We start from the raw sequence: 23,012 nt of genomic DNA on the forward strand, positions 1-23,012 counted from the left end.
TTTTCACAAGGTAATCCACGAAAGCCCTTTGCCTTTTGTTCTTACTACAAATATCTCCTCAACATTCTCCTAGTATACAGCATTAATGATCGACCTCATGATATCTTCAAACTTGAATGTTCATCCCTTTTTAGAAGGGTAGTCTCCCATTCAAATTCAATGTCAACCTTTTGAAATTTTTTGTTTTTACGTAAATACATTTAAATCACTCCTTCTTTAGCTAACAATTTTTCATTAGAACTCATTCGCTAATTTAAAGACCATCATCCGTTCACCAGTACGTGTGCTTAGATCAGTATGAAAACTAACGATTTCTTTTCCTGTTATATTAAAAACCGCTTCCTTTAGCTCTTCTACACCTGATTCCACTAATTCAGATCGAGTTCTTTTGATTGTGGTGATTCCTTCTTTATCCTTGCACAATTTATACTCAGCCGGTGTTAATATTCCATTTAATGTGACGATAATCATATCGCGTACAATATCTGATTTCACAGAGATCGGGCCACGTCCAAGATACTCCTTCTCCCATTTTGTTACAGCTTTACTTATTTCAGCTTCAAACGAGCCTTTTGTTTTATTCATATAGTCCTCCCTTAAAAAAGTTTATACATTCAATTATGACACGAATTATAACAAATATCAGTTCTGCCAATCCTCTTCTTAATTGATAGTGGCCAATCAAATCCGGCCATCCCCTTAACAAACGTAAAGGAGATTGAAGCATCCTCTGTAGCTAACTTTAACCTTACTCCTATTCCAACATAATCATTTAAACAATTCCATTGCGAATGGTTCATACGTAGTCATCTCCCCAATAAAAAAGCCGACAATTTCAAGCCTTCAATGATGGGTGAACATCAATGAATCTTGAAAATTGTCGGCTTCCCTTCAACTAACTTCAAAAGTTTTTTGAAGAGCTACCTTTTATAAAGGTTAAAATACATACATGTTTATCCTTTTTTCTTTCAAAAATAAATCAATATATCTAATCCCTAAATGATGAAATAGACCGATTTACGTTACTTTTTCATTCTTTATACCTCTAGGAAACTTTTCCATCCATTTCGATATTATCTATCAAAAGGATGCTAAATATCCTAATAGTAGAAAGTCCAAATAAACATCTATCGCTTATTAAGTTCATTTAAATATATACTTCATCAAAAAAAAATTGTCAAGCAAGCCAAACTTTCACCTGTTGCCCTTAGGTAATATTATATCCTTAATCTGTCTAACCACTTCCTTATTCAATTGGGTCGCGCACGACACGAAAGCCTTGGTCCGGACCACTTCCACTCGCCTCGAACTGACCGCGAAACGATATTTCGCTACTGCTCACATCACCGATCCAACCGCCACCTCTGACTACTCGATAAGAACCACTATCGCTTTCATGATTCACGTCGTCTCCATACCAATCCCAGCACCATTCCCTTACGTTACCTGACATATCGAATAGTCCTAACTCATTAGGATCTTTGCTTCCGGCATCATGTGTTCTAGTATGGTTATTTTCAATAATCGGCCAGTTCCAGTCTCCTGTTAAATATTGGTCTCCGGCGTTTCGCCAATACCAAGCTACCTCATCGACTTCATCACTTCCACTGTATGTGTAACCGTCACTCGACTGACCTCCACTTGCGGCATATTCCCATTCTGCTTCTGTCGGCAATCGGTATCCATTCGCCCCCTCATTAATCGTCACCGTCCATTTGATAGGATCATGTTCACTCTCATTGTTCGGATCTTTATTTTCCTTGTCAATGTTGTAATAAGGCACTAACCCTTCATCCATACTTCTTGCATTGCAGTACTCGATCGCGTCATACCAGCTAACCATTTCTACAGGTAAGTTCTCCCCTTCAAAATAAGAGGGATTACCTCCCATAACCTCAATCCATTCTGCCTGAGTTACCTCATACTTGCCGATATAAAAGTCTTCTATGATGACACCTTCACTATAGAAATTGGAGTCCTCATTCACAAAAGAGCCACCTTCAACGAATACAAAACGATCATCCTGCCCTAGGCTTATATTGGTAGCAGACTCCTCTTGCGAACAAGCACTAGAAGCAACGATCATCGCAAAAAAGATCAGGAACATAAGTAGCTTTCTCATTCATAAATCTCCTTTATTAACAATGGATTACACCCTTGTTTAAATAAGGCACCGAAAAAGTTGAAAATGAAACTTTTTCAGCGCCTTTACTTGAATACCTTCTTACACCTTTTCTAAACGAATAGGGCAAGCTATAGGCCACGCACGCCACAATGACCTATAACTCACCTCTACTATCGTCGAATCTCACCATTCGTCTTGCGAAGCGAATCACACCAAACTGACGGATAAGGAAAGAGATCATCTAATTTAGTATCGATATTAATAAAGTTAGTCATTATTCAGAATACTTGCAATGATTGTTAAAGATCATCCCCCTTGTCGCAAGATAGAATGAAGTAGTAAATAGGTAAGTATCTTTTGGTGAAGTGAAACGGCTGGCTGTTGAACCTATTTGCCATAGCATTCGACGACCAAAAGCTATCTTTCTGTTATGAATCTGTTCCCGCCAGTTTTACTGCTTACACATCAATTACCACACCGTCACATTTGAGCTTCCACTACTTTGATAGCCCTCTGTTGCTAACACTTGGTAAGACCAATTACTTCCAAGGTTCATTCCTGCATTATTCCAAGCGTTAAAGTGGTTGTTAAATGTAATACTAGCGTTGTTCCCCGTCGGTCTCTTCGACTGTCTTACGCTCCAGAACTGTTGGAACGTTTGTGTTCCGTCAATCGAAGGCGCGTTATATCGCATCGTTGTATAGAGATCATATGTCGCTCCATCACTGAAAACAGTACCGCGGTGTGTACCAGTAGGGCGATAAGTTCCCCAGCTGTCCACAACGTAATACTCGATCAAAGAGTTTCTCGTCCATCCATAAAGCGTTAAATATGCATTACCGGACGGCTGCCACACTCCTGCGTTATAATTGATAACCCGATTGTGCGAGCCTATTTCCCAACCTTTACCAACGACGAAATTACCCGTATTTGTCCAATTCACACTATAGTTACCACCAGGCCCATTAGTAGCATTTACCGTTCCACCACCATCGGTCCAATTTTGCCAATACGTGTTCGCACTTACGGGAGATGCGATCATACACAGACTCAATATTGCTACAATAAATACAGTTAAGGTTTTCTTATTCATTTTCATTATACATTTACCCTCCTACTATTTTTATAGCACTACTTACCTACATACTACTTCCAAAATGATGTCCGCTCATTCATAATTTATGACGTGTCATTTATTTGAAGCATCTTACAACCACCTCCTCTATTTGTAAATTATAGAATGTAAACGCATACATTACATTTTAAAAACTATAGATTTACCCTCTCATTCTAAATATTCTTTCTACTAGATACAGGAGCATCGTTCCCATTTCTTTGCTCTGGACATTATTCATCATCTATTTAATGTGCTTATCTCAATCGTGATCTTGTTCATCGTCTTCTTCAATGTCCTCTATCACAGGCTTTGAAGGTGATTGAGAAATTAAATTCAATCGTTCCAGATGCTAAGCTTTGAGTGGAAAAAGCCTATCATGTATACTTGATTAAAAAGGAGTGAATTATCATGTATCGTACAGTTGAAGATTTTATCCAAGATTGGTCTGCCGCTACTGCAGGGACAAACCAAGTGCTTGAAGCAATGACAGATGAGACGTTATCTCAATCAATCGTAGAAGGACATAGCTCTTTAGGCTGGTTAGGCTGGCATTTAGCAAATAGTCCTGTAAGCTTTGCTAGTTTAGTCGGTGTATCGGTTGCTCCCGCTAGTGACAGTCAGGACGTTCCAACGTCCGCTGCTGACATCTTAAATGCTTATAAGCAAGTCGGTGAGCGTGTGAAATCGAGAGTAGAAGAAACATTAACAGATGAAATGATGGTGGAGGAAGTTGAAGCGATGGGCAGGAAGGTTCCACGTGGTGCATTATTACGTCTCCTCATCGACCATCAAACCCACCACCGTGGGCAAATGACGGTTTTATTAAGACAAGCTGGATTACCTGTCCCTGGAATAATGGGACCTACACAAGAAGCACAGAATCAATAATGACGTCACACGGTCGTACTGAGGGCGATTTTCTGAAAAAGGACGCGACGCCACCATTGAATCGACTCTGAGTGCTATGAGGAACAGACAACGTTTTATAACTTTCTAACCCATAAACAAAACGCATTTGAGAAATCATTCTCAAATGCGTTTTCACTACCAATTCAACCAAGAACCAAAACGTATTAATCAAAGAGAGGAGGAATCACCTTGAAGAAAACCATAACCGTTGTCGCCGCTATCATCGAAAACGAAAAAAATGAAATCTTATGCGCCCTCAGATCACCTAGCATGACACTCCCGAACATGTGGGAATTTCCAGGTGGAAAAGTAGAAAACGACGAAGACCTCTTTACCGCGCTCAAAAGAGAAATAGACGAGGAATTACAATGTCAAATCGAAGCGACCGCTATATTTAATAACAACACACATGAATACGAAACATTTACAATAAACCTCATCTCGATTAAGGCGAAGATCATTCGTGGAACACCTGTACCAAATGAGCATTCTACATTGATTTGGTTAAAACGAGAAAATCTATCTTCACTGAAATGGGCGCCAGCAGACATTCCAGCAGTTGAGCAATTGATAGGTGAAAACTAGCCTTTCGATTGCCCCGCACCATTTAACCACTCTTCTATCATCTCATTAAATGCTACGGCGTTTGCAAGCGAAAAGCCATGACCGATTTGCGGAATCATGTGACCTTTGGCATATGGATTGCTTTCATCGAGTGACTTCATAGAGTCTTTCATCACTTTCCGCTCTTTCTCTCCTACCGTCACTAAGATGTTGCTAGTCACATTCTTAAAGCCGTCAGGAATCGTAAATGACATGTTCTCTTGCATCACTCTCACAAACACATCTTTCTTCATTTGCCGGCTTTCTTGATAGTACTTCTCTTGATTGGTTTCATCGATGTACATCGATTTAGCTTGAATCGTAGAAAAGGTTTTATTTCTAACTAATGGGAACGCAGGAACCATTGATTTAATGAGGATATTGGCAAAAGGAATTGGTTTAACGAGCGCACTATTAATCATCGCAAAATCAATTAACTCTGGCTCCTTACTTAACATTGCCACTAACACTTGAGCTCCTAACGAAAAACCGATGACAATCACCGCTTTATCAGATTTCTTCTCCTTGATGAGCTCATTCATTTGCAAAGCAGACGATTCGATTGAAAAGGATTCCTCCTTACTACGACCATGACCAGGTAAATCGGGAACGATAATATGGTAATTAGAGGCGAAATGCTCCACTTGCTTATCCCACATCCAGCCACTCACACCACCACCGTGGATAAGGACTAGGAGGGGCGCTTCATTCGATCCAGTTTCTTTATAGAGCAAGGGGTTTCCTCCTTTGTTGGCATAAATATATCCATTTTATAATTCGAGCTTTATTTGATTCTTCTCTGCCCACTGAAGTGCAATCTTCTGTAACTGTTGCTTTCTATATGCATACCACTCTTCATCAAGGTCATATTTGATCAACTTATTCTTAAACCTCCGAAAAGCACCTTTACCATTAATGGCTTTGAGAAAGTCCTGTCGAATATGAAGTGGTTGAATGACATCCGTACAGAAGTCCTCTATCATTTGATACTCTTCATAGTCCTCTAAAACCGGAAGTTCAATATATTGCTCCTCATGATACCAAATATGTATCGCTTGCTTCCTAGCATCCAGCTGCCAGCCTGACAGTCCCTCTAGTGAATCATCATCCTCCGCAACTCTCAAGTCGTCAAGACTCACAGTAACAATCTCACTAGTAGGCATATAAACAAATACTTTCCATTCTCTAAAAGAGGAATCTATTTCATCAATAATTGTTTCTAATTTAATAGTCATCGTGATACTCCTTTCGATATGTTTCCTGACACATTGGTCGAACGATAACTACATAATCACTTGCTTATATATACACTTAATACTACCTCGGAACCCAAATCGTATCATACCCATTTTTAATCGAATACTCATACAGCATCACCATTTTTCGTTCTTTGTAATTCATCATCATGCTTCTTACTTGCTGATCCTCTTGCTTATTCGTTAATACATGATTACGGTCAATCATAAACTCAAGAAACTCTCGCTTCGGAAGTTTGTCACTTTTTGAACGGTTGCACGTATGACAGGAAAGTACTAGATTCCAAATATGATCGGATTGTACAAACGACCAAGGAATAAAATGATCAACATGCGTTTCTCGTTTGTGACCAGAAAGAGTTTTGTTGCAGTAAAAACAACGCGCTTCAAAGTGATTCAGAAGTAACTTTTCAAAAGGTCTTAACGACGAACGTCTTGCAATACTTTCGACTTTTCCTAGAAGATAATTGATGCTTGGAACTTCATTTAACTGCTCAATCATTGCCGCTAGATGGTAGTTTGTTAAATTTACAATGAGTCGTTGATAATTTAGCATAAATGCATGCACAGGAGGGTTTATTTTAAAATATTCTTTTTTATGATCAAAAGCATAAAACGTACCTTTTGTATCTCCGTAAAGAGCACCAAATACATTCTCTTTCATTGTCGATTGCACTTTACTCACAATCTTAATTTGAATTTCTTCGGAAATCTTATCGAAACTAAATTCATTTGGGACTCCATACAATCTCTGAGCTTCCTTAATAATTGTGACGACTCTAGCATTCTTTCCACGGTTTTGTTTTTCTAAATGATGAGTCACAATTAAATTCCAATAAACCTTTGTGAACGAATAAGCCAATTGATCATAGGTTAATTCAAAGTTCTCATTCACCTGATACAGATTCTCTATCAATGATTTGATTAGAGCATACTTATACGTAGAAGATTTCACCGATTTATTAGAAAGGATAATGGTAAAAGTACGCCAAATATCTTCGTCAGTTAAATACGTTTCTTGTAATTCACCTACTTTTAACTTATGACTCATTCTATATCACGCCTTAGTAATTGACTTATTCCTCTACATCAATTAAAAAAAACCTCTCTTCAAAGCCACCTCGCTCAGTACGCTTCTTCTTTCTAACATGTTCAATCTCGCCCGGTTCAATACCTTCCAGTTTACCGAGTGCATAAACCACTTCTAGCAAATCGGCCATTTCTTCGACTTGCTCTTCTCGCGATTTCGCTCGTAATAGCTCTTCCATTTCTTCCTTTAGCTTCACCTTAAGTTCCTTTTCATATGTAGACTCATCTAATGTCATTGCCCGGAATCGTTTTCCGCTTTTTTCAATTGTGTCTGGGATTCGGTCTCTTACTAGTTTGTTGTATGTTGGCATTTTGGGCATCCTTTCATCGTTTTTTTTAAAAGTACAACACTCATTTTCTATATAAACAAATAGTAAAATGATCTATAACGAAAAGTACCGATCAGAATCATTGAAGTTGTTCAAACTTACATTCATATATTAACAGTTCCAATTAATCAGATCTATCACCACATAAATAGAGATTATTTTATATATTATTATTTAATGAATTCACGGATGCACTTTACAATTTGTCAGCTGCGTAGACATGGAAACATCCTTTCTATTCCGGTAGAAATCTAAAACTTTATACCTATTATACAGAAAAGGTGTGATATTTGTTAGATATTGTATGAATTTACAGCTCTATATTTAGCCAGACGTAATAAAAAGAGCTCATTCAGGGAATGAACTCTTTGAACATATAGTCATCTCTCTTTGCCGACACTTCCATTCCGTTTCACAAAGCTGAAGGTTTGCTTCTAATTCACCACTTTATTTTCTTCCTTCTGCATATGATCAACTCTTTCAAATGTTCTCAAGCTAAACCACATAATAATCATAGCAAATCCGCTAATCCCAATGATTGGAAAGAAACCTGGTATGATTCTAATGAATAGAAAAAATAAAACAGTAGCTGCTAGCATAAATAAAGTATTTAATGGATGCACGAATAATAAGAAGAATGCATTCCTAATTGTTGCGAAAATCGATACACGATAATAAACATATATTGGCATTACAAACAAGCAGAGACAAATAAGAATACTGAAAACGATTACTATCGGGTAATAACTATATTGAACGATTGAATGACCGATGACTTCCGCAATACTCATATTAATATACAGGAATAAACCAATTAAGGTTAATAACCAACCTAATAAATTACTTCGTATCAGTTCTTTCTTGAAAATTTTCCAAAAATGCTTTGTTATGTGTATGTCGCTAAAACCAGTCAACCACTTTTTGATGATAAAAAAGGTTGCGACAATTGCAGGAAAAAAACCGAATACAACTAATCCTAATAAACTGAATAAAATAGCAAGTAAATTGACATAGACTAATCGTATGATAGAATCAGCAAAATAATAAATTCTCTCCATTGCCATATAATGGCCCCCTACTCTTTTACAGACCCTAATGTAATACCATGTATGAAATATCTTTGCAAGAACGGATAAACCACTAACACTGGAATCATAGCAATAAATATTTTGGCTGCATCTAATGTTCGATTCGATAATTCACTCATACGTTTATATTGATCCTCAGTCATCGTAGACGGATCAACAGAAACAACTAATTGTTGAATATATGTTTGCAAAGGATAAAATTCTTCTCTAGTCATAAAAATTAAGCCGTATAAAAACTCATTCCAATGATAGACTATGCCAAACAATGAAATCGTCGCTAAAACTGGTACCGATAAGGGCATATATACTTTGAATAAGATATACCACGGTCCAGCACCATCCACTAATGCTGCTTCCTCCAATGAAGGAGGTAAATTCCTAAAAAAGTTAATCGTTAATATAATATAGAAAACAATAATTTGAGCTCCTCCAACAAGCACTAGCGCCCAAATACTATTCATTAAACCGTACGATTGGATCGTAATATATAGTGGAATCAACCCACCATTAAATAGCATTGTAAATATCAATGTCCACATAATGAGATTTCGACCTTTGAAATCTTTTACCGTTTTAGAAAGGGGATACGCCATAAGTGGCACTATAATTAAATTCAATCCCGCTCCAAGTATGACCCTTTGAATCGATACCCAAAAAGACTTAAAAAACTGTCCATCTTGTAATAGTTGTTTATAAGAATTGAAGTTAAAATCTACCGGCCATAAAGTAACAGCACCTGCAGATGCAGCAGAACTAGAACTAAATGATAGAGCTAATGTATACCATAACGGAAGTATACATGTTATGGCAACCGCTACTAGAATGATAATAAGAATAACATCCGCAATTTTTGAAGATAATTGATTTCCTTTAACCATAACAGCACCTCCATTAGAAAATTCGATATTTTGTAAATCGATAGGCCAAGTAATAAGAAATCGTAATTAATAAAAATCCAACGACCGATTTCAATAGTCCAACAGCTGTTGCTAATTCGAATTGTAAATTAAGTAAACCAGCACGATACACCCACGTATCAATAATGTCACCCGTTGAATACACTAATGGATTGTACAGGTTGAAGATTTGATCAAAACCGGCATTTAATACATTTCCTAGGCTCAGTACAGCCAATAATACGGCTGTCGTTCGAATTCCTGGCAACGTTACATGCCATAACTTTCTCCATCTTGACGCACCATCAATACCTGCAGCTTCATACAATGCTGGATTAATGCCAGTTAACGCAGCTAAGTAAATAATCGTATTAAACCCAAACTCTTTCCAGACATCACTACCTACTACTAAATATGGAAATAAGTCAGCTCTTCCAAAGAAGAGAATCGGTTCCTGCCCAAACAATGCTAATAATTGATTAACTGGTCCCGCAAATGCAAAGATGTCTAACAAAACACCACCTAAAATAACCCAAGATAAAAAATGTGGAAGATAGACAATGGTTTGTATCGTTCTTTTTAATCCCATATAACGAATTTCATTCAACATTAAGGCAAATACTAATGGTACGATCAAGTTCCCTATTATTTTCATAACAGCTATATAAATGGTATTAAAAAAAATTCTCATTGTATCATTTAATTGGAACATATAACGAAATACGTCTAAACCAACAAACTCAGAACCTAATACACCTTGTACAGGATTATAATTTTGAAAGGCAATAAAAATACCGAACATAGGAACAATACTAAAAAACACAATCCATATAACCCCAGGCAAAAGCATAATATAGTAATCTTTTGCAAAGCTTTTATTTCTCATGACTTTATACTCCTTCCATTGAGTATCTATGGAATATAAAGGCGTCGACCATATCCCGACGCCTTTATCATCATTATTCAGTCAATTCTACAACTTCTTCTACTTCACTCGTAATTTGTTCACCACCTTGGTTCAACCAATCTTCAACAAATGTATCGAAATCATCTAATGGAGCGTTCCCCATAATAATTCTCAAAAAGGTCTCATCTTCCATAGCTTTTAAGTTCACCCATCTTTGTTCCATCGTATCTGTTTGAGAATAAGCTAAACTATGAACGCCATTGACTTCATTATCTACTAATGGGGAACCACCTACCATTAGAGCATAAGCTCTTGTCCAAGCTCCACGATCTGAGTCTATATCCCAATGCTCAATATTATAATCATCATAGGGTTCTGTTTTAACATCTGTAATCGATTCCGCATCGGAAACTAATAGTTTATATTCAGGTTTATCCTCAAAGTCAGCTGGAGTTTTCGTTCCATTTAGTACTTCCCTTAATGCTTCTACGCTATATTCTGTCTCATCAGCTGGTGCAAATACTAAACGCAATGGGTAATAGCCTGGTCCACCTAAGCTTGGGTCAAAGGTTGCTTCATTGTCTAATAAATTATTTAATATTTTCATGGCAGCTTCTGGGTGTTCGTAACCTTTTCTTACAACGACAAAGTTGGCAGATGGTGAGCTTAGACTTGGTCGGTATTCTCCATCAGCATTCAATGGAGTTGTGTATGCTTGCCAGTTAGCATTTGGATCTTCTGTAACAGCATCCGTTATCGGACCATATGGCATCCACCACGGTGCAAAAAACATCCCCGTTTCACCACTAATAACGGATTCACCTGGATCTTCCCTAACCCCTATTTCTCGATCAATTAAACCGTCTGCATACATGTCACGTAAAAATGATAAAGCTTCTTTCGTTTGATTTTGAGTGGCTCCATATGCAACATCGCCATTATCATCTTCAATCCAAAAGCCTGGATAAGCACCAAATGCTGCAAAAACACCGTCAAAACCATACAGATTATTCGTTGATTCTAAAAAATTAGCATATAATTTATTATTATTTCCTGGACCTGCAAGGCCAATTGTGTCATTTGCACCTGTTCCATTCGGATCATCTTCAGTAAAGGCCCTTGCCACTTCTTTTAATTCCTCTACTGTTTGCGGAACGTCTAACCCTAAGTGATCAAGCCAATCTTGACGTATCCACAACAAGTGGATACCATCCGCTTGTAATTGGACATTAGGGATAGCCATCATTCGACCATCGAATGTTACTGTTTCTTTAGCAATCCCATCTGTACTGTCTACAATTCTTTTGATAGCTGGCGAAGCATAATTCTCATAAATATCTGTCATCTCCGCGATTTGGTCTGTTTCTACTAGTTGGCGTAATTCTACTGGTCCGACAATCATAGCATCTGGTAAATCATTACTTGCAATCGCAAGACTAATTCGTTGGTTATAGTTCGATGGCGAAGCAGTGAAATCATGCTCCACTTGAATATTAAGATTCTCTTTCACGCTACGTGTGTATTGGTTGTCAAGTGGTGTATCATCTTCTGGCAATGATGTATCACTTGGGTCTACCTCTTGTGCAATTGAGATAGTGATCGTCTCATCATACGCACCAAACGGATCTCCTGGTTCTGAGGAAGTAGTATTCTCTGTCTCATTACTAGATTGTCCTTCAGAAGAATCGTCATTAGAACAAGCAACCATACTGAATACGAATACGAATAAGAACAGTGACAATAAAATTAATTTTTTCAATGTTATTTCCCCCTTGTTCTCAATAGTTTTTTTACAACTTCATCATATCCGCAAATGAAAGCGCATACAACGGGATGGTTGTTTTTAAAATACGGAGAGATTTGTGTTGCATTTATATTTGATAAGGAAGATTTTAACTATCACAACACTTTAGTCATACAAATAGTATTCATTTGTCTACCTTATCCGCAAATGTATACGTGTAACTGTCGCTTAGATTACAACATCGATGTAAACGTCACTTCGAAAGTCATCCTCTGTGCATTTTAAAAAGCATCAACCAACCTAAACTAATAAATAGTTAAAGGTCGTTGATACTTATTTTAGTTTATATGTTCACCTAATAATAACCACTTTCGCAGTATGGACAGTATAAAGTGCATGTTTAAATGACATTTAAGACCCTTGTTTTATTTTTCGATAATCGCTAGGCAAAAGACCTGTCTCTAAACGGAAGATTTTACTGAAATACTTCACATCAATATAGCCAACTTTTTCTGAAATGATACCTATTCTATCATTCGTATTTTGTAAGTAATGCTTTGCTTTGTGAATCCTTACGAATCGGACATATTCATTAAATGTCTTGCCAACAATATCTTTAAAGCATTTAGAAAAATAACTTCTACTCATATTCACCTGTTCCGATATGTCATTCGCAGTAATTGGTGAACTTATATTATTTTCGATCATAGATAGTGCCTGGATAATACACTTATTCGCTTCAGGTGAATAATGAGAGCAATAGGCTTCTAAATATATTTTCTGCTTCACTTCATAGAACCACTTCTCCACTTCTTTCCAGTGAGCAAATTCATCAGGCATCTGAATCTCAAATGATAATTGTTCATAAAACATACGAGTGCACTTATTAATCGTCCATAATAAAACATCTTCTAATTGGCTCTTATTAAGACGCGCATTTTTGACCAGCTGCAAAAGATTCGTTAATTCTAATTCATTCGTAATCCATTCTAATGAATGAATTTGCTTTTTCCATTTACCAAGTTGCTCTTTTGAAATTCTTTCAGGTAAAAGGATTTGGTCTATATTTTTTATTGCTACTTTATAATCTGATTCTAATTCATAAAAGATTAGTTGTTCATAATGGTCTATTAATTTGTTTATTTCGATCTTATCTTTGTTTCCATTTGAGGTGATGCATAATAATGGACCAATATTTTGATGGTATTTTATTAAAGTGTCCACTAACAACTCAACCGAAAAACGATTAGTCTTTATGATCAAACAGTTTTCATTAGCTACATTCATATGTTGAGAGTCTAGTACACCTTTTAAAATATTATGACAATCAAATGCATGATCAGTAAGCAATACATATCCATTGTCAATACTTTCTTCAACATAGTATTTAGAAGTATGACTCTTGCTTTTAATTCGGTTTCTAATTCGATTTAGACTCTCATCCATATTTTCTTCATCTAACTCAACTTTTGCTATATAATCAATTGCCCCTAATCTCATAGCCTCTTGAATATATTCAAAATCTCGATGTAATGATAAAACGACAATAGCAATACGCGGATATTTTTTTGTTACGACTCTTATTAGTTCTATTCCAGACATAATGGGCATAGCTAAATCTGTAATGATTAAATCTACTGATTCTTGTTCTAATACTTCTAATGCTTTTTCACCATTTTTTGCATCATTAACAATGTGCATATCATATTTTTCCCAATTAAAGGTCGAAATAAGGCTACTGCGAACTAACTTGTCATCTTCCACAATCAGTACATTTATCATGGGTTTTCCCCCTTAATGAATGGTATTGACAATCGAATGGTAGTTCCCTTGCCTAAAGTACTTTGAATCTCAAGCATGCCATATTCGCCATAGGTTCTATCCATAACCCTTTTTACATAGTTTAAACCAATTCCCATCCCACTCTTCGTTTGTTTGTGAGTTTCTTTATAAAGAATCTCTTTCATTTTCTCTTTCTCCATACCTCTACCATCATCTGTAATTTCAATGATAATTCTACTATCTTTACGATTTACGTTAATACGAATAGTCCCTTCATCAACTAGCCCATGGTAGATTGAATTTTCAACGATCGGCTGCAAAATGAATCTTGGAATGACTGTACGGAGTACTTCACTTGAAACCTGAATATTAGTTTCATAAGAAAAATCATAACGAATTTGTTGTAGCTTCAAATATTGCTCCATTGAATCTAACTCATCTTCTAGCGTCGATAAAATTCCTAATTTGCCCATATTGTAATATAACAATTTATTTAGAGACGTCAACAAGTGCGTTAATTCTTTTCTTTCTCCAGAAATGGCTAACCATTTTGCGGTGTCTAACGTATTCATTAAAAAGTGAGGACTAATTTGGTGCTTCAATTTTTCTACTTCTAAATCAGCTCTTTTTCTTTCTTTTTTTTCAATCTCTTTGATCAATTCTGCAATTTTCGTTCGCATCGCTCTAAATCGTGTGACAAGATCTGAAAACTCTGGTATTTTCGTATCAACGATATCAGTATGAAAATTATTATTTCCCACAAGCTTAATTTCTCTTCTAAATTCATTGATTGGTTTATAAATCGTCTTCCATAGGATTAAAGATACAAGAAAACTGATCACGACAAATAAGATCATAATGTAAATCATTAAAAGAACCCATTGATTCATTTCTTGGTTATATTCTGATATAGGTATAAGTGCAATAATACTCCAGCCTTCATCCGTTTGCTCTTGAAACCAATAGTAGCCGTTTTTCTTACCATAAGTACTATGTTCACGATTAAAGTATTGATTTTTCGGAAACAAGTCACTATCGCTATAAATGATTTGATCAGAATCATCTAAAATCATATATTCGGCATCATTCATAACGTGATCTATTGCTAATAAATCATTCGTTAGATCGAGGTTTGATTCTAAATAAACATAGACATTTCGATCAATCCCCATGTTAAGCTCTCTAATTGTCGACAGAACATACGAATCTTTATACCGTTCCATACTCACATGCGGGCCAAACATATACATACTAGAACCTTCACTTATAATTGTATCGCTATCAATGACAAATGGGTCTTTTACACCATAGTTATTAAAAAAATAATCATCATCTCCCTCTATATAAATGAAAACCAGACCAATACTCGGATTACTAAATGTGACTAAATTCAATTCACTTTTTATTTCGTCATACAGTGTGACACGCTCGTATGATTGAGGAAGATGTAAATAGTCATAAAAGTTATACGTAATGTTATCAGAGAATACAATTTGCTGAGCGACATAATTCAAATCATCTATTTTATTTTCTATTGATAATCTAATTTGTTGCACATTACTATTAAAAGTAGAATGTAGCTTACTAGTTAAAATAGAAGACATGGAGAAATATGCGAATAAAATTGTAAAAGCTAGCAATAAAAAAGTACCTGTACCTAAGAGAATTGAAATTCTACTTTTCAAGCTCATTGATACAAAAAAATTTCGCAATCGATCAAAAGCTTTCATACATCCATTCACTCCACGAATTGTAATGACGATCCTAAATTTCGACATAAGAAAAACGCGACAGCGTCTTTTCTTTAAAGCCGCGTACGGAGCCGTCGCTCTCCTTTGAGTTTGCAACACCCTCTATGCTTTTCCCACAAGTTTTCCTCTAATTTTATAAATTTTTATTATTTCAAATAAAAGAAAACGCTTTCTTTTATTATAATAGCATATATTAAAACATTTTGAGATAGTAACTGCCATACTCAAAAAATTTCCAGCCTTTCTAGTTCACAAAAAATGACTACGCAACTCATTCGTTACGCAGTCATTTTTACATTTATACGTGCGGCCAACCATTCTCATCCAACACAAAAACCTTATTTGTAATGTTGCCTGTATCTCCATTGCCTTAGTCAATTAATTTGAGTTATTCATTAATAGGTTGATAGTCTTTTTTGTATTTATATGTTTTCGGTGAAATCCCTACAAACTTTTTAAACGTTTTTACGAAGTAACTCTTACTATCAAAACCTAACTCTAATGAAATTTGTTCGACGGTTTTCGTACTATTATCTAATAACCCCATCGCTTTTTCCATTTTTATCCTTGTAACAAATTCAATAAATGTTTCCCCTGTTTCTTGTTTAAAAAGTCTGCTAAAATAACTTGGGTTTAAATGCAAATGAGACGACATATCTTTTAACGTAATTTTATTATTAAAGTGAGAATAAACATACTTTTTGGCTTTGATGATTTCTTCATTTCCAGAGATGGACTCAAGTATTTTTGCTTGTTCGATATATTCGTGGAAAATATCCGTTAGCAATAATTGCAACTCTTGATAATTCTCTGTTTCTTGCAATCGTTGACTTGTTATTGTATAAATAGATTGGTTTTCAAAATGTTGTAGTGCATTTAAACTAACCTTAATATCTAACGTTAGCAACATTACCCAGTCATTTATAGCTTTGGGTGTATGCTGTTCCATTTTCTTTTCTTCTAATTTGTTTGCAAGCCATTCGTTCAATTTTTCTTTATCTTTCATCAAAATCGCTGTTTTTACTTGATCCACCTCAGTAGCGTATTTTTCAAATATGGAGACCTTTTGATAGTCTATCTTTCGAAAGGGTTGAATGGTTCCGTATGGATAATAAAAACGTTGTTCTTCATTATTTATTAACTCTTGCATAGATACTTTAATTTCATCTCGCTCTTGACAACCAGGATGAATAACACATGTAATCGATAGTCTTAAATAACTCCTTAGCTTACTTTGTATTTCACCTAATGCCCGTTCCAATGTACGATGAATAATTAATAACTTAGCTGAACTCGCTGGATACAGGATAAAAATTTTCTTGTGAAGATAGAATAGCTGCACACCATGTTCATATTTCGTTAATGATTCTTCCATTACATTATTGATACTAAATTGAAGCAATGTTTCATTTTTGTATCGGGTAATCGCTTCTTTAAACTGGTCAATATAACAAAGAATCACGGAGTAGCTTTCATGCGAAAAATCTATACCTAACAGCTCTTCCTGCTCTTTCCACCATTCATCCTGCTTAACATGGGGTTCATGTATAATCTTCTCAAGAAAATTAGTCTTTAAAGACATTTGATTATTTCTTAGAAAACTCTTAATTTTATCTCTTTGATAGACATCTTGTTTTGTTTGATCCAATGATTGTTTCAGCCTACGTAGCAGTTCAATGATATCTTTTTCTTCCATTGTTTCTTTTAGAAGGTAATCAAAAGTTTTTAATTTAATTGCTTGTTGTGCAAAATGAAATTCATCATGACACGATAATATAACATTGTATGATGAGCTATTATGCTCTTTAATTTTTGATATTAATTCAACACCATTCATATGCGGCATCCCGATATCTGTAATTAATACATCATATGGATGCGATAACAAATACTCATAAGCTTCCAAACTTCCTTGAAAAGAAGCAACAACCTTGAATCCATGATCTTCCCAAGAAATCATTTTTTCTAAAAATTTTGTAACGAGTTTATCATCATCAACTAAAACTACCTGATACATTTTGATCATCCCTTTTCAATAGGAATATAGAATGTGTAACTTGTACCTATGTTTTCTTTGCTATCTAGTTCCATAATAAACTGATCGCCATATATCAATTTCATTCTTTGGTATACATTTTGTATGCCAATTCCGTTAAAAGAATGTTGTTTTTTTGATTGGGTGCTCAACTGTGAATGATAAATCTTATCCTTTAATTTCAACAGCGTTTCTTCTGACATACCAATTCCATCATCAGTAAGTTCAAGCTTCAACACTTTGTGACCTACGATAGAAGCATGGATGACAATTGAACCTTTTTTTTCATTATAGCCACGTATAATAGCGTTTTCAACAATAGGCTGTAAGAAAAAACGGGGAACTTCAATTTCTCTCGCGTTTAGCTCAATATCAATCGTTAATCCTATATCGTGTTGGTGTCGAAAGTTCATGAGTTTCGTATAATTTTCGATTATCTCTAATTCCTCTTCAATTCGAATAAATGGATTATTACGATTGACTGTCATTCTCAGCAAAGACGACAATGCATGTATTAATTGTGCACTTTTGGGATCTCCATTTAATTTGATCTGTAACCTAATCGCATTCAACGTATTAAATAAAAAATGGGGATTAATTTGAGCTTGTAGCATTTCTAATTCTGCCGTCCGTTTTTCTTGTTCACGTAAACGAACCTGATCAACCATGTCTTCTACCGTATCTAACATCTCATTGAAGGAAAAACCTAACTTTGAGATATCATTATCGCCTGATAATTTAGCTCTCCTGCTCAAATCACCTTGTTCAACGTACTTCGTGACTTCATATAATTCTATTAGAGGTTTTGTTAATTCACGGACAAGTACAATGAGACCAATTAAAAATAATAATAGCAGAGCCCCTTGAGTAGTAATCGTAATTCTGGTCATGCTGTTAATATTTCCGATTGTTTCTTGATAAGGCACTAGACTAACTAATCGCCAATCTGAATAGGAGACAGGGTGGCTGACTAAGAAATAGTTTTTTCCATTTCGCTCTACAATGTCATATTCCTTGCTATTAACATCATAAGGTAATGTTTGAGTAATCATGGTTTCATCCGCACTAGAGTAAACCTTTCCATGATGATCCGTTAAATAAAATTCAGAACTGAGATCTTGTTGATGATTTTCTAATAGTGATCTTATTTGTTTTTCACGAACACTTATAATTAAATACGCATCATATCGAGTTGCTTGCCTTAAATAGTTACCAAAACTAATCAAATAAGGATTAGAGTCTTGATCTGATTGGATATAAGTAGGGTGAACCCCAATCCATAATGTCTGATAATAACTTAACGATTTTAATTCATCAAACCATGGTTCCTTGTAAAAATCTAATGGGTGAAATTCACTTAAAGAGTAATTCATATAATAAAGATCATTGTTATACAAAATGGTCAGAAAGGTTGGTGACATTATGTCAGTTATCGTTGATAAATGATTAGATATTTCTATAAAGTTTAGGACAATCTCTTGTTGAGCTTGAGGTGAACTAGGATCTATCGTCTGATGTTGTCTCATTACTTGATTAAAGCTTGAATCAAATTTGATATAATTTGACGTATACATAACTTCATCTAGCACATGTTTTAAGTTCATTTCAATCAAACTTAATGACCTTATTGCTTGGTTAACAGCCAGCTCCTCTAATGGGTCTTTCGTTAAATAATTTGAAACAAAATAGGTAATAATCCAAGGAAATAAGATACAAAAGATAACAGCAATCATTAGCCGACTACGTAAGGATAATTGTTTTAACTTTTTGAACAATTTCATTGTACGTTCACCACCAAATGTATAAGGCGTATCATCGAAATGACCTTTCATTAACTTTTCATGATTATAAAACAATAGAGTTAAGATCCTTCGCTCACCTTTGAGTTTGCCAACATGATCTAAATTTTCCCCACACTTTCTTCCTCAAATGTACCTTCTTATCTTTTAAAAAAGCCTGATACGAGTGTTTAATCGTATCAGGCGAGCAACGTGTGAAGTCATTGCTAGTCTAATGTAAAGTACTGAAAAAGTGATTAATCATTTTCAGTGACCTCAGCGAAAAGACATTCTCTTTTGTATAGTAACACATAATTATTGATTAGATTCGACAATATTCTGAACACGAGCTTGCACATTTTCAATGGCTGTGTCTATATCTTGGTTTCCGAGTAAATATCTTTCCACCTCTGTAGCAAAATCCGTATGAACCTCTGTTATATACGAAGCAGGAGCATAGATTTCAATGGGCTCCGACGATTGAAGTGTATGAACGATTGATTCAATGTGTAGCGCTTCAGGGTTACTCGTATTCGATGCTATATTTTCAACAGCTGTAGTGAGATCGGCATTTCGCCATGACGGCACCCATATTTTTTGTTCCATAATACCTTCTGTTGTTAACCATCGAATAAAATCATACGCCTCTTGTTTATGCTCAGACGATTTAGCAATACTTAAAGCATCACCACCAACTCCAGTATAATTTTTATCAGTTTCTCCATTCTGAGGCCAAGGTGCCCATGCAATTTCGAACTCAGGTGTAAATTGCCCCCACTCTGACAGCATAAACGAACCAATTGGAAGCATACTTACAGCCTCTGTGAAAAACTGTTGGCGATAGTCCATTTGCTGAGAAAGAATGGATGATAACGGGACGGAGGTTTCATCTTCATTTTCTAACGCATAGCGTAATTCCAAAGACTCTCGTACTAATGGATCATCGGCATTTGACGTTCCATCTGACTTTAGAAGTCTGTTAGCCCCTTCAGGTTTGCCCGGAAATTTCAATAGAGAGTGCATATCATGCCATATATGCAAATATGATCCATGCCGATCATCTGTTGTTAATTGTTTTGCAAATTCACGATACTCATCCCATGTCCATTGCTCCGGAATTTCCAACCCTGCTTCATCTAAATGATTTTTATTCATTAAAATCATATTCGTTACTTGTTTCATTGGAACTCCATAATAGTCCCCATCAATTTCTGCATAACTATTTACATACTCTTCATTAATATCAATCCCTTCAGCATCTAAGAATGGGGTAAGCGGTTCCAATAATCCGGCATTGATACGAGCTACATAATCATTTAGATTACTAAACATAATAATATCTAAATATTCACCTGCTGCTGCCATTAAATCTAATTGTTGATAATAATCTTGTGAATTCATATTTTCTACTAATGGCATAGATTCAATAGTAACTCCAGGATTTTGTTCTTCATATTGTGAAATTAAAGGCTCCCATTTACCACTATCTTCATTGATCCAATGAACAAAACGTAAAGTAATTTCTTCAACGCTATCTGTACCTCCATCGCCATTATCTTCTGCAGGTTCACTAGAACTATTATTCCCCCCACTTGAACAACCGACTACAATTAAAAGCAAGACTACCATGATAGATGATAATAACCCCCAACGTTTTCTCATTTTCCTCTCTCCTTCATAGTCATTTATTATAGTAAACCATATGAATGGTTACTAACTACTTAACCCTTGACACCGCCAAGTTGAATCCCTTCAATAACTTGTTTTTGGCCTATTATGAAAACAATTAATAGTGGAATAATTGCCGATACAGATGCGGCCATCATTAATGAATAAATACTTCCATGGTCATCAGCAAAGCTTGAAACCCCGAGTTGAATCGTATACAACTCCCTACTTCTTAAAAAAATCAAAGGATATTGAAAGTCATTCCACGTCCAAATAAAGCGTAAAATTGCATATGTTGCTAGGGCTGGTTTCACTAATGGTAATGCGATTGATGTGAAAATTCGAAAATGGCCAGCACCATCCATTCTTGCAGATTCAATAATTTCATTGCTAACACTTAGAAAGAATTGTCGAAGCATAAAAGTTCCAAATACACTAAAACTATTTAAAAGTATGAGTCCAGTGTGTGTGTCGTACAAACCAAACCACCGATACAGTATAAATTGGGTAACTAATAAAGTTTGTGGTGGTATCATATAGGTAGCTAATACAATTAGAAATACCGCATCTCTACCTTTAAAATTAATCTTTGAAAAACCATACGCTGCAATAGCTGAAATAAAAACGGATGTTAATGTTGTTAATACTGATACTTTGATCGAGTTCCAATATAGCAATAGAAATGGTAATGATCCTGTCCAAACTTCACGATAGTTTTCTACAGCATTCCAAGTATTTGGTATCCATTGAATCGGGAATGTTAGAACTTCTTCTTCAACTTTTAAAGAAGCTGATATCATCCAAAGAAACGGCGTCATAAAAAATACACCTAAAAGAACCATAATAATCGTCATGGTTAATTTTCTATAATCAATTTGTTGTTTCACTTTGTCTCCCCCCTGATCAATAGTTCACCCATTTTTTCTGTCCTAAAAATTGAATGTACGTAATGATTAGTACAATTACAAAAATAACTAACGCTACAGATGAGGCATATCCTGCCTTTAATTCCAAAAAGGCCTTTTGGTATAAATAAACAACAGGAACATTTGTTGAATTCGCCGGTCCACCGTTAGTTAAGACAATAATCAAATCAAAAATTTTAAAGCTTGAAATGATACCGGTTACAAATAAAAGGAAAGTAGTTGGTGAAACAAGTGGTATCGTTATTTTCGTAAATTGGTACCAAGCAGAAGCACCATCTATTTGTGCTGCTTCATATAATTGTTTTGGTATATTTTGTAATCCAGCTAAATAAATTATTAAGTTAAAACCAATGCCTGTCCATATCATAATGATCATAACCGATGGTAAAGCAAACGATATGTCTGCAATCCACCCAGGGGGATTATTAACTCCGATTGCCATGAGAAACTGATTAATCGGTCCATTTGTAGGATGAAATAACACTCGGAAAACGACTGCCACTGCAACAATACTGGAGATAAATGGCATGAAAAAAATGACTTTAAATACATCTTTAAAATAGATATATTTATTAATAATGGTAGCGATCGCTAATGAGACGATTAAGGTGATTGGGATGGATATCAAAATGATAAAGTTGTTTCCTAATGACTTTAAGAAAACATCATTTTTAAATAAATCAATAAAGTTAGCGAACCCTACAAACCTTGCATTCGCGTATCCCGCTACAATATTCCAATCACTAAAACTAAGAGCTAACGATGCAAGAATGGGAAAGATTACTAAAATAGATGTCCCAATTAGCATTGGTCCAATAAATAGCCAACCTGCTAAGTTCTCACGCCAACCACCAAAATGGTCTCCGTTCTTTTTCTTTCTTTTGAATGTTGATTTGGAGGGGAGTCCTTCTTGTACAATTGGTTCAGCCTTCACTCTACTACTCATGTTGCTCACCTCTTTTTCAAAATAAATATAGCTTCAGCTTAATATTTAAAAGCGCTTACATCA

Annotated in this window: 21 protein-coding genes; 2 read left to right on the plus strand and 19 right to left on the minus strand. The window is 35.5% G+C overall.

Features of this window, described 5'->3' with window-relative positions; genetic code table 11:
- Positions 1-234: 234 nt before the first annotated feature.
- The 4 genes from MW695_RS17730 to MW695_RS17745 form a co-directional block, all read right to left on the minus strand.
- Positions 235-585, minus strand: a complete 351-nt coding sequence (locus MW695_RS17730; RefSeq protein WP_247106796.1) for a Na-translocating system protein MpsC family protein — start codon at positions 583-585, stop codon at positions 235-237.
- Between the two features lie 29 nt (positions 586-614).
- Positions 615-800 (minus strand): hypothetical protein, encoded by a 186-nt coding sequence (locus MW695_RS17735; RefSeq protein ID WP_247106797.1) that lies wholly within the window; start codon positions 798-800, stop codon positions 615-617.
- A gap of 446 nt (positions 801-1,246) precedes the next feature.
- Positions 1,247-2,122 (minus strand): formylglycine-generating enzyme family protein, encoded by an 876-nt coding sequence (locus tag MW695_RS17740; RefSeq protein ID WP_247106798.1) that lies wholly within the window; start codon positions 2,120-2,122, stop codon positions 1,247-1,249.
- Between the two features lie 472 nt (positions 2,123-2,594).
- Positions 2,595-3,227: a glycoside hydrolase family 11 protein gene (locus MW695_RS17745; protein ID WP_308446102.1), complete on the minus strand. Its 633-nt coding sequence runs from the start codon at positions 3,225-3,227 to the stop codon at positions 2,595-2,597.
- A gap of 423 nt (positions 3,228-3,650) precedes the next feature.
- Here MW695_RS17745 and MW695_RS17750 point away from each other — a divergent pair, with 423 nt between their 5' ends.
- Both MW695_RS17750 and MW695_RS17755 read left to right on the plus strand, forming a co-directional pair.
- A complete protein-coding gene (locus tag MW695_RS17750; RefSeq protein WP_247106800.1) occupies positions 3,651-4,130 on the plus strand; it encodes a DinB family protein in 480 nt (159 codons plus the stop codon).
- Positions 4,131-4,340: 210 nt separating this feature from the next.
- Positions 4,341-4,736, plus strand: a complete 396-nt coding sequence (locus MW695_RS17755) for a (deoxy)nucleoside triphosphate pyrophosphohydrolase (RefSeq protein ID WP_247106801.1) — start codon at positions 4,341-4,343, stop codon at positions 4,734-4,736.
- Here MW695_RS17755 and MW695_RS17760 read toward each other — a convergent pair.
- From MW695_RS17760 to MW695_RS17830, 15 genes are all read right to left on the minus strand, one after another.
- Positions 4,733-5,488 (minus strand): alpha/beta fold hydrolase, encoded by a 756-nt coding sequence (locus tag MW695_RS17760; RefSeq protein ID WP_247106802.1) that lies wholly within the window; start codon positions 5,486-5,488, stop codon positions 4,733-4,735. The genes MW695_RS17755 and MW695_RS17760 overlap by 4 nt on opposite strands.
- A gap of 36 nt (positions 5,489-5,524) precedes the next feature.
- Positions 5,525-5,989 carry a UPF0158 family protein gene (locus MW695_RS17765; RefSeq protein ID WP_247106803.1) on the minus strand — a complete coding sequence of 155 codons (465 nt, stop codon included), beginning with the start codon at positions 5,987-5,989 and terminating at the stop codon, positions 5,525-5,527.
- 82 nt (positions 5,990-6,071) lie between these two features.
- Positions 6,072-7,061, minus strand: a complete 990-nt coding sequence (locus MW695_RS17770) for an HNH endonuclease domain-containing protein (RefSeq protein ID WP_247106804.1) — start codon at positions 7,059-7,061, stop codon at positions 6,072-6,074.
- Between the two features lie 25 nt (positions 7,062-7,086).
- Entirely contained in the window at positions 7,087-7,410 is a 324-nt protein-coding gene (locus MW695_RS17775) for a nucleoside triphosphate pyrophosphohydrolase (protein WP_247106805.1), read from the minus strand.
- Positions 7,411-7,862: 452 nt separating this feature from the next.
- Positions 7,863-8,492: a YesL family protein gene (locus MW695_RS17780; RefSeq protein WP_247106806.1), complete on the minus strand. Its 630-nt coding sequence runs from the start codon at positions 8,490-8,492 to the stop codon at positions 7,863-7,865.
- A gap of 11 nt (positions 8,493-8,503) precedes the next feature.
- Complete coding sequence (locus MW695_RS17785; protein WP_247106807.1) at positions 8,504-9,394, minus strand: carbohydrate ABC transporter permease; 891 nt, start codon at positions 9,392-9,394, stop codon at positions 8,504-8,506.
- Positions 9,395-9,407: 13 nt separating this feature from the next.
- Complete coding sequence (locus MW695_RS17790; protein ID WP_247106809.1) at positions 9,408-10,298, minus strand: ABC transporter permease; 891 nt, start codon at positions 10,296-10,298, stop codon at positions 9,408-9,410.
- Between the two features lie 73 nt (positions 10,299-10,371).
- Positions 10,372-12,078, minus strand: a complete 1,707-nt coding sequence (locus MW695_RS17795; protein ID WP_247106810.1) for an extracellular solute-binding protein — start codon at positions 12,076-12,078, stop codon at positions 10,372-10,374.
- 396 nt (positions 12,079-12,474) lie between these two features.
- A complete protein-coding gene (locus MW695_RS17800) occupies positions 12,475-13,845 on the minus strand; it encodes a response regulator transcription factor (RefSeq protein WP_247106811.1) in 1,371 nt (456 codons plus the stop codon).
- Positions 13,842-15,623, minus strand: coding sequence for a sensor histidine kinase (locus MW695_RS17805; RefSeq protein ID WP_247106812.1), 1,782 nt, complete (start codon positions 15,621-15,623; stop codon positions 13,842-13,844). The genes MW695_RS17800 and MW695_RS17805 overlap by 4 nt, the downstream gene beginning before the upstream one ends.
- 361 nt (positions 15,624-15,984) lie before the next feature.
- Positions 15,985-17,613 (minus strand): response regulator, encoded by a 1,629-nt coding sequence (locus MW695_RS17810; RefSeq protein ID WP_247106813.1) that lies wholly within the window; start codon positions 17,611-17,613, stop codon positions 15,985-15,987.
- A 5-nt stretch (positions 17,614-17,618) separates the two neighbouring features.
- Complete coding sequence (locus MW695_RS17815; RefSeq protein ID WP_247106814.1) at positions 17,619-19,463, minus strand: sensor histidine kinase; 1,845 nt, start codon at positions 19,461-19,463, stop codon at positions 17,619-17,621.
- Positions 19,464-19,724: 261 nt separating this feature from the next.
- Positions 19,725-21,071, minus strand: coding sequence for an ABC transporter substrate-binding protein (locus tag MW695_RS17820; protein ID WP_247106815.1), 1,347 nt, complete (start codon positions 21,069-21,071; stop codon positions 19,725-19,727).
- A gap of 59 nt (positions 21,072-21,130) precedes the next feature.
- Positions 21,131-21,931, minus strand: coding sequence for a carbohydrate ABC transporter permease (locus MW695_RS17825; RefSeq protein WP_252120811.1), 801 nt, complete (start codon positions 21,929-21,931; stop codon positions 21,131-21,133).
- A gap of 49 nt (positions 21,932-21,980) precedes the next feature.
- Entirely contained in the window at positions 21,981-22,949 is a 969-nt protein-coding gene (locus MW695_RS17830) for a carbohydrate ABC transporter permease (protein WP_247106817.1), read from the minus strand.
- Positions 22,950-23,012: the final 63 nt, after the last annotated feature.

This window comes from Halalkalibacter sp. APA_J-10(15) (genome assembly GCF_023017105.1).
Taxonomy (GTDB): Bacteria; Bacillota; Bacilli; order Bacillales; family Bacillaceae_D; genus Halalkalibacter.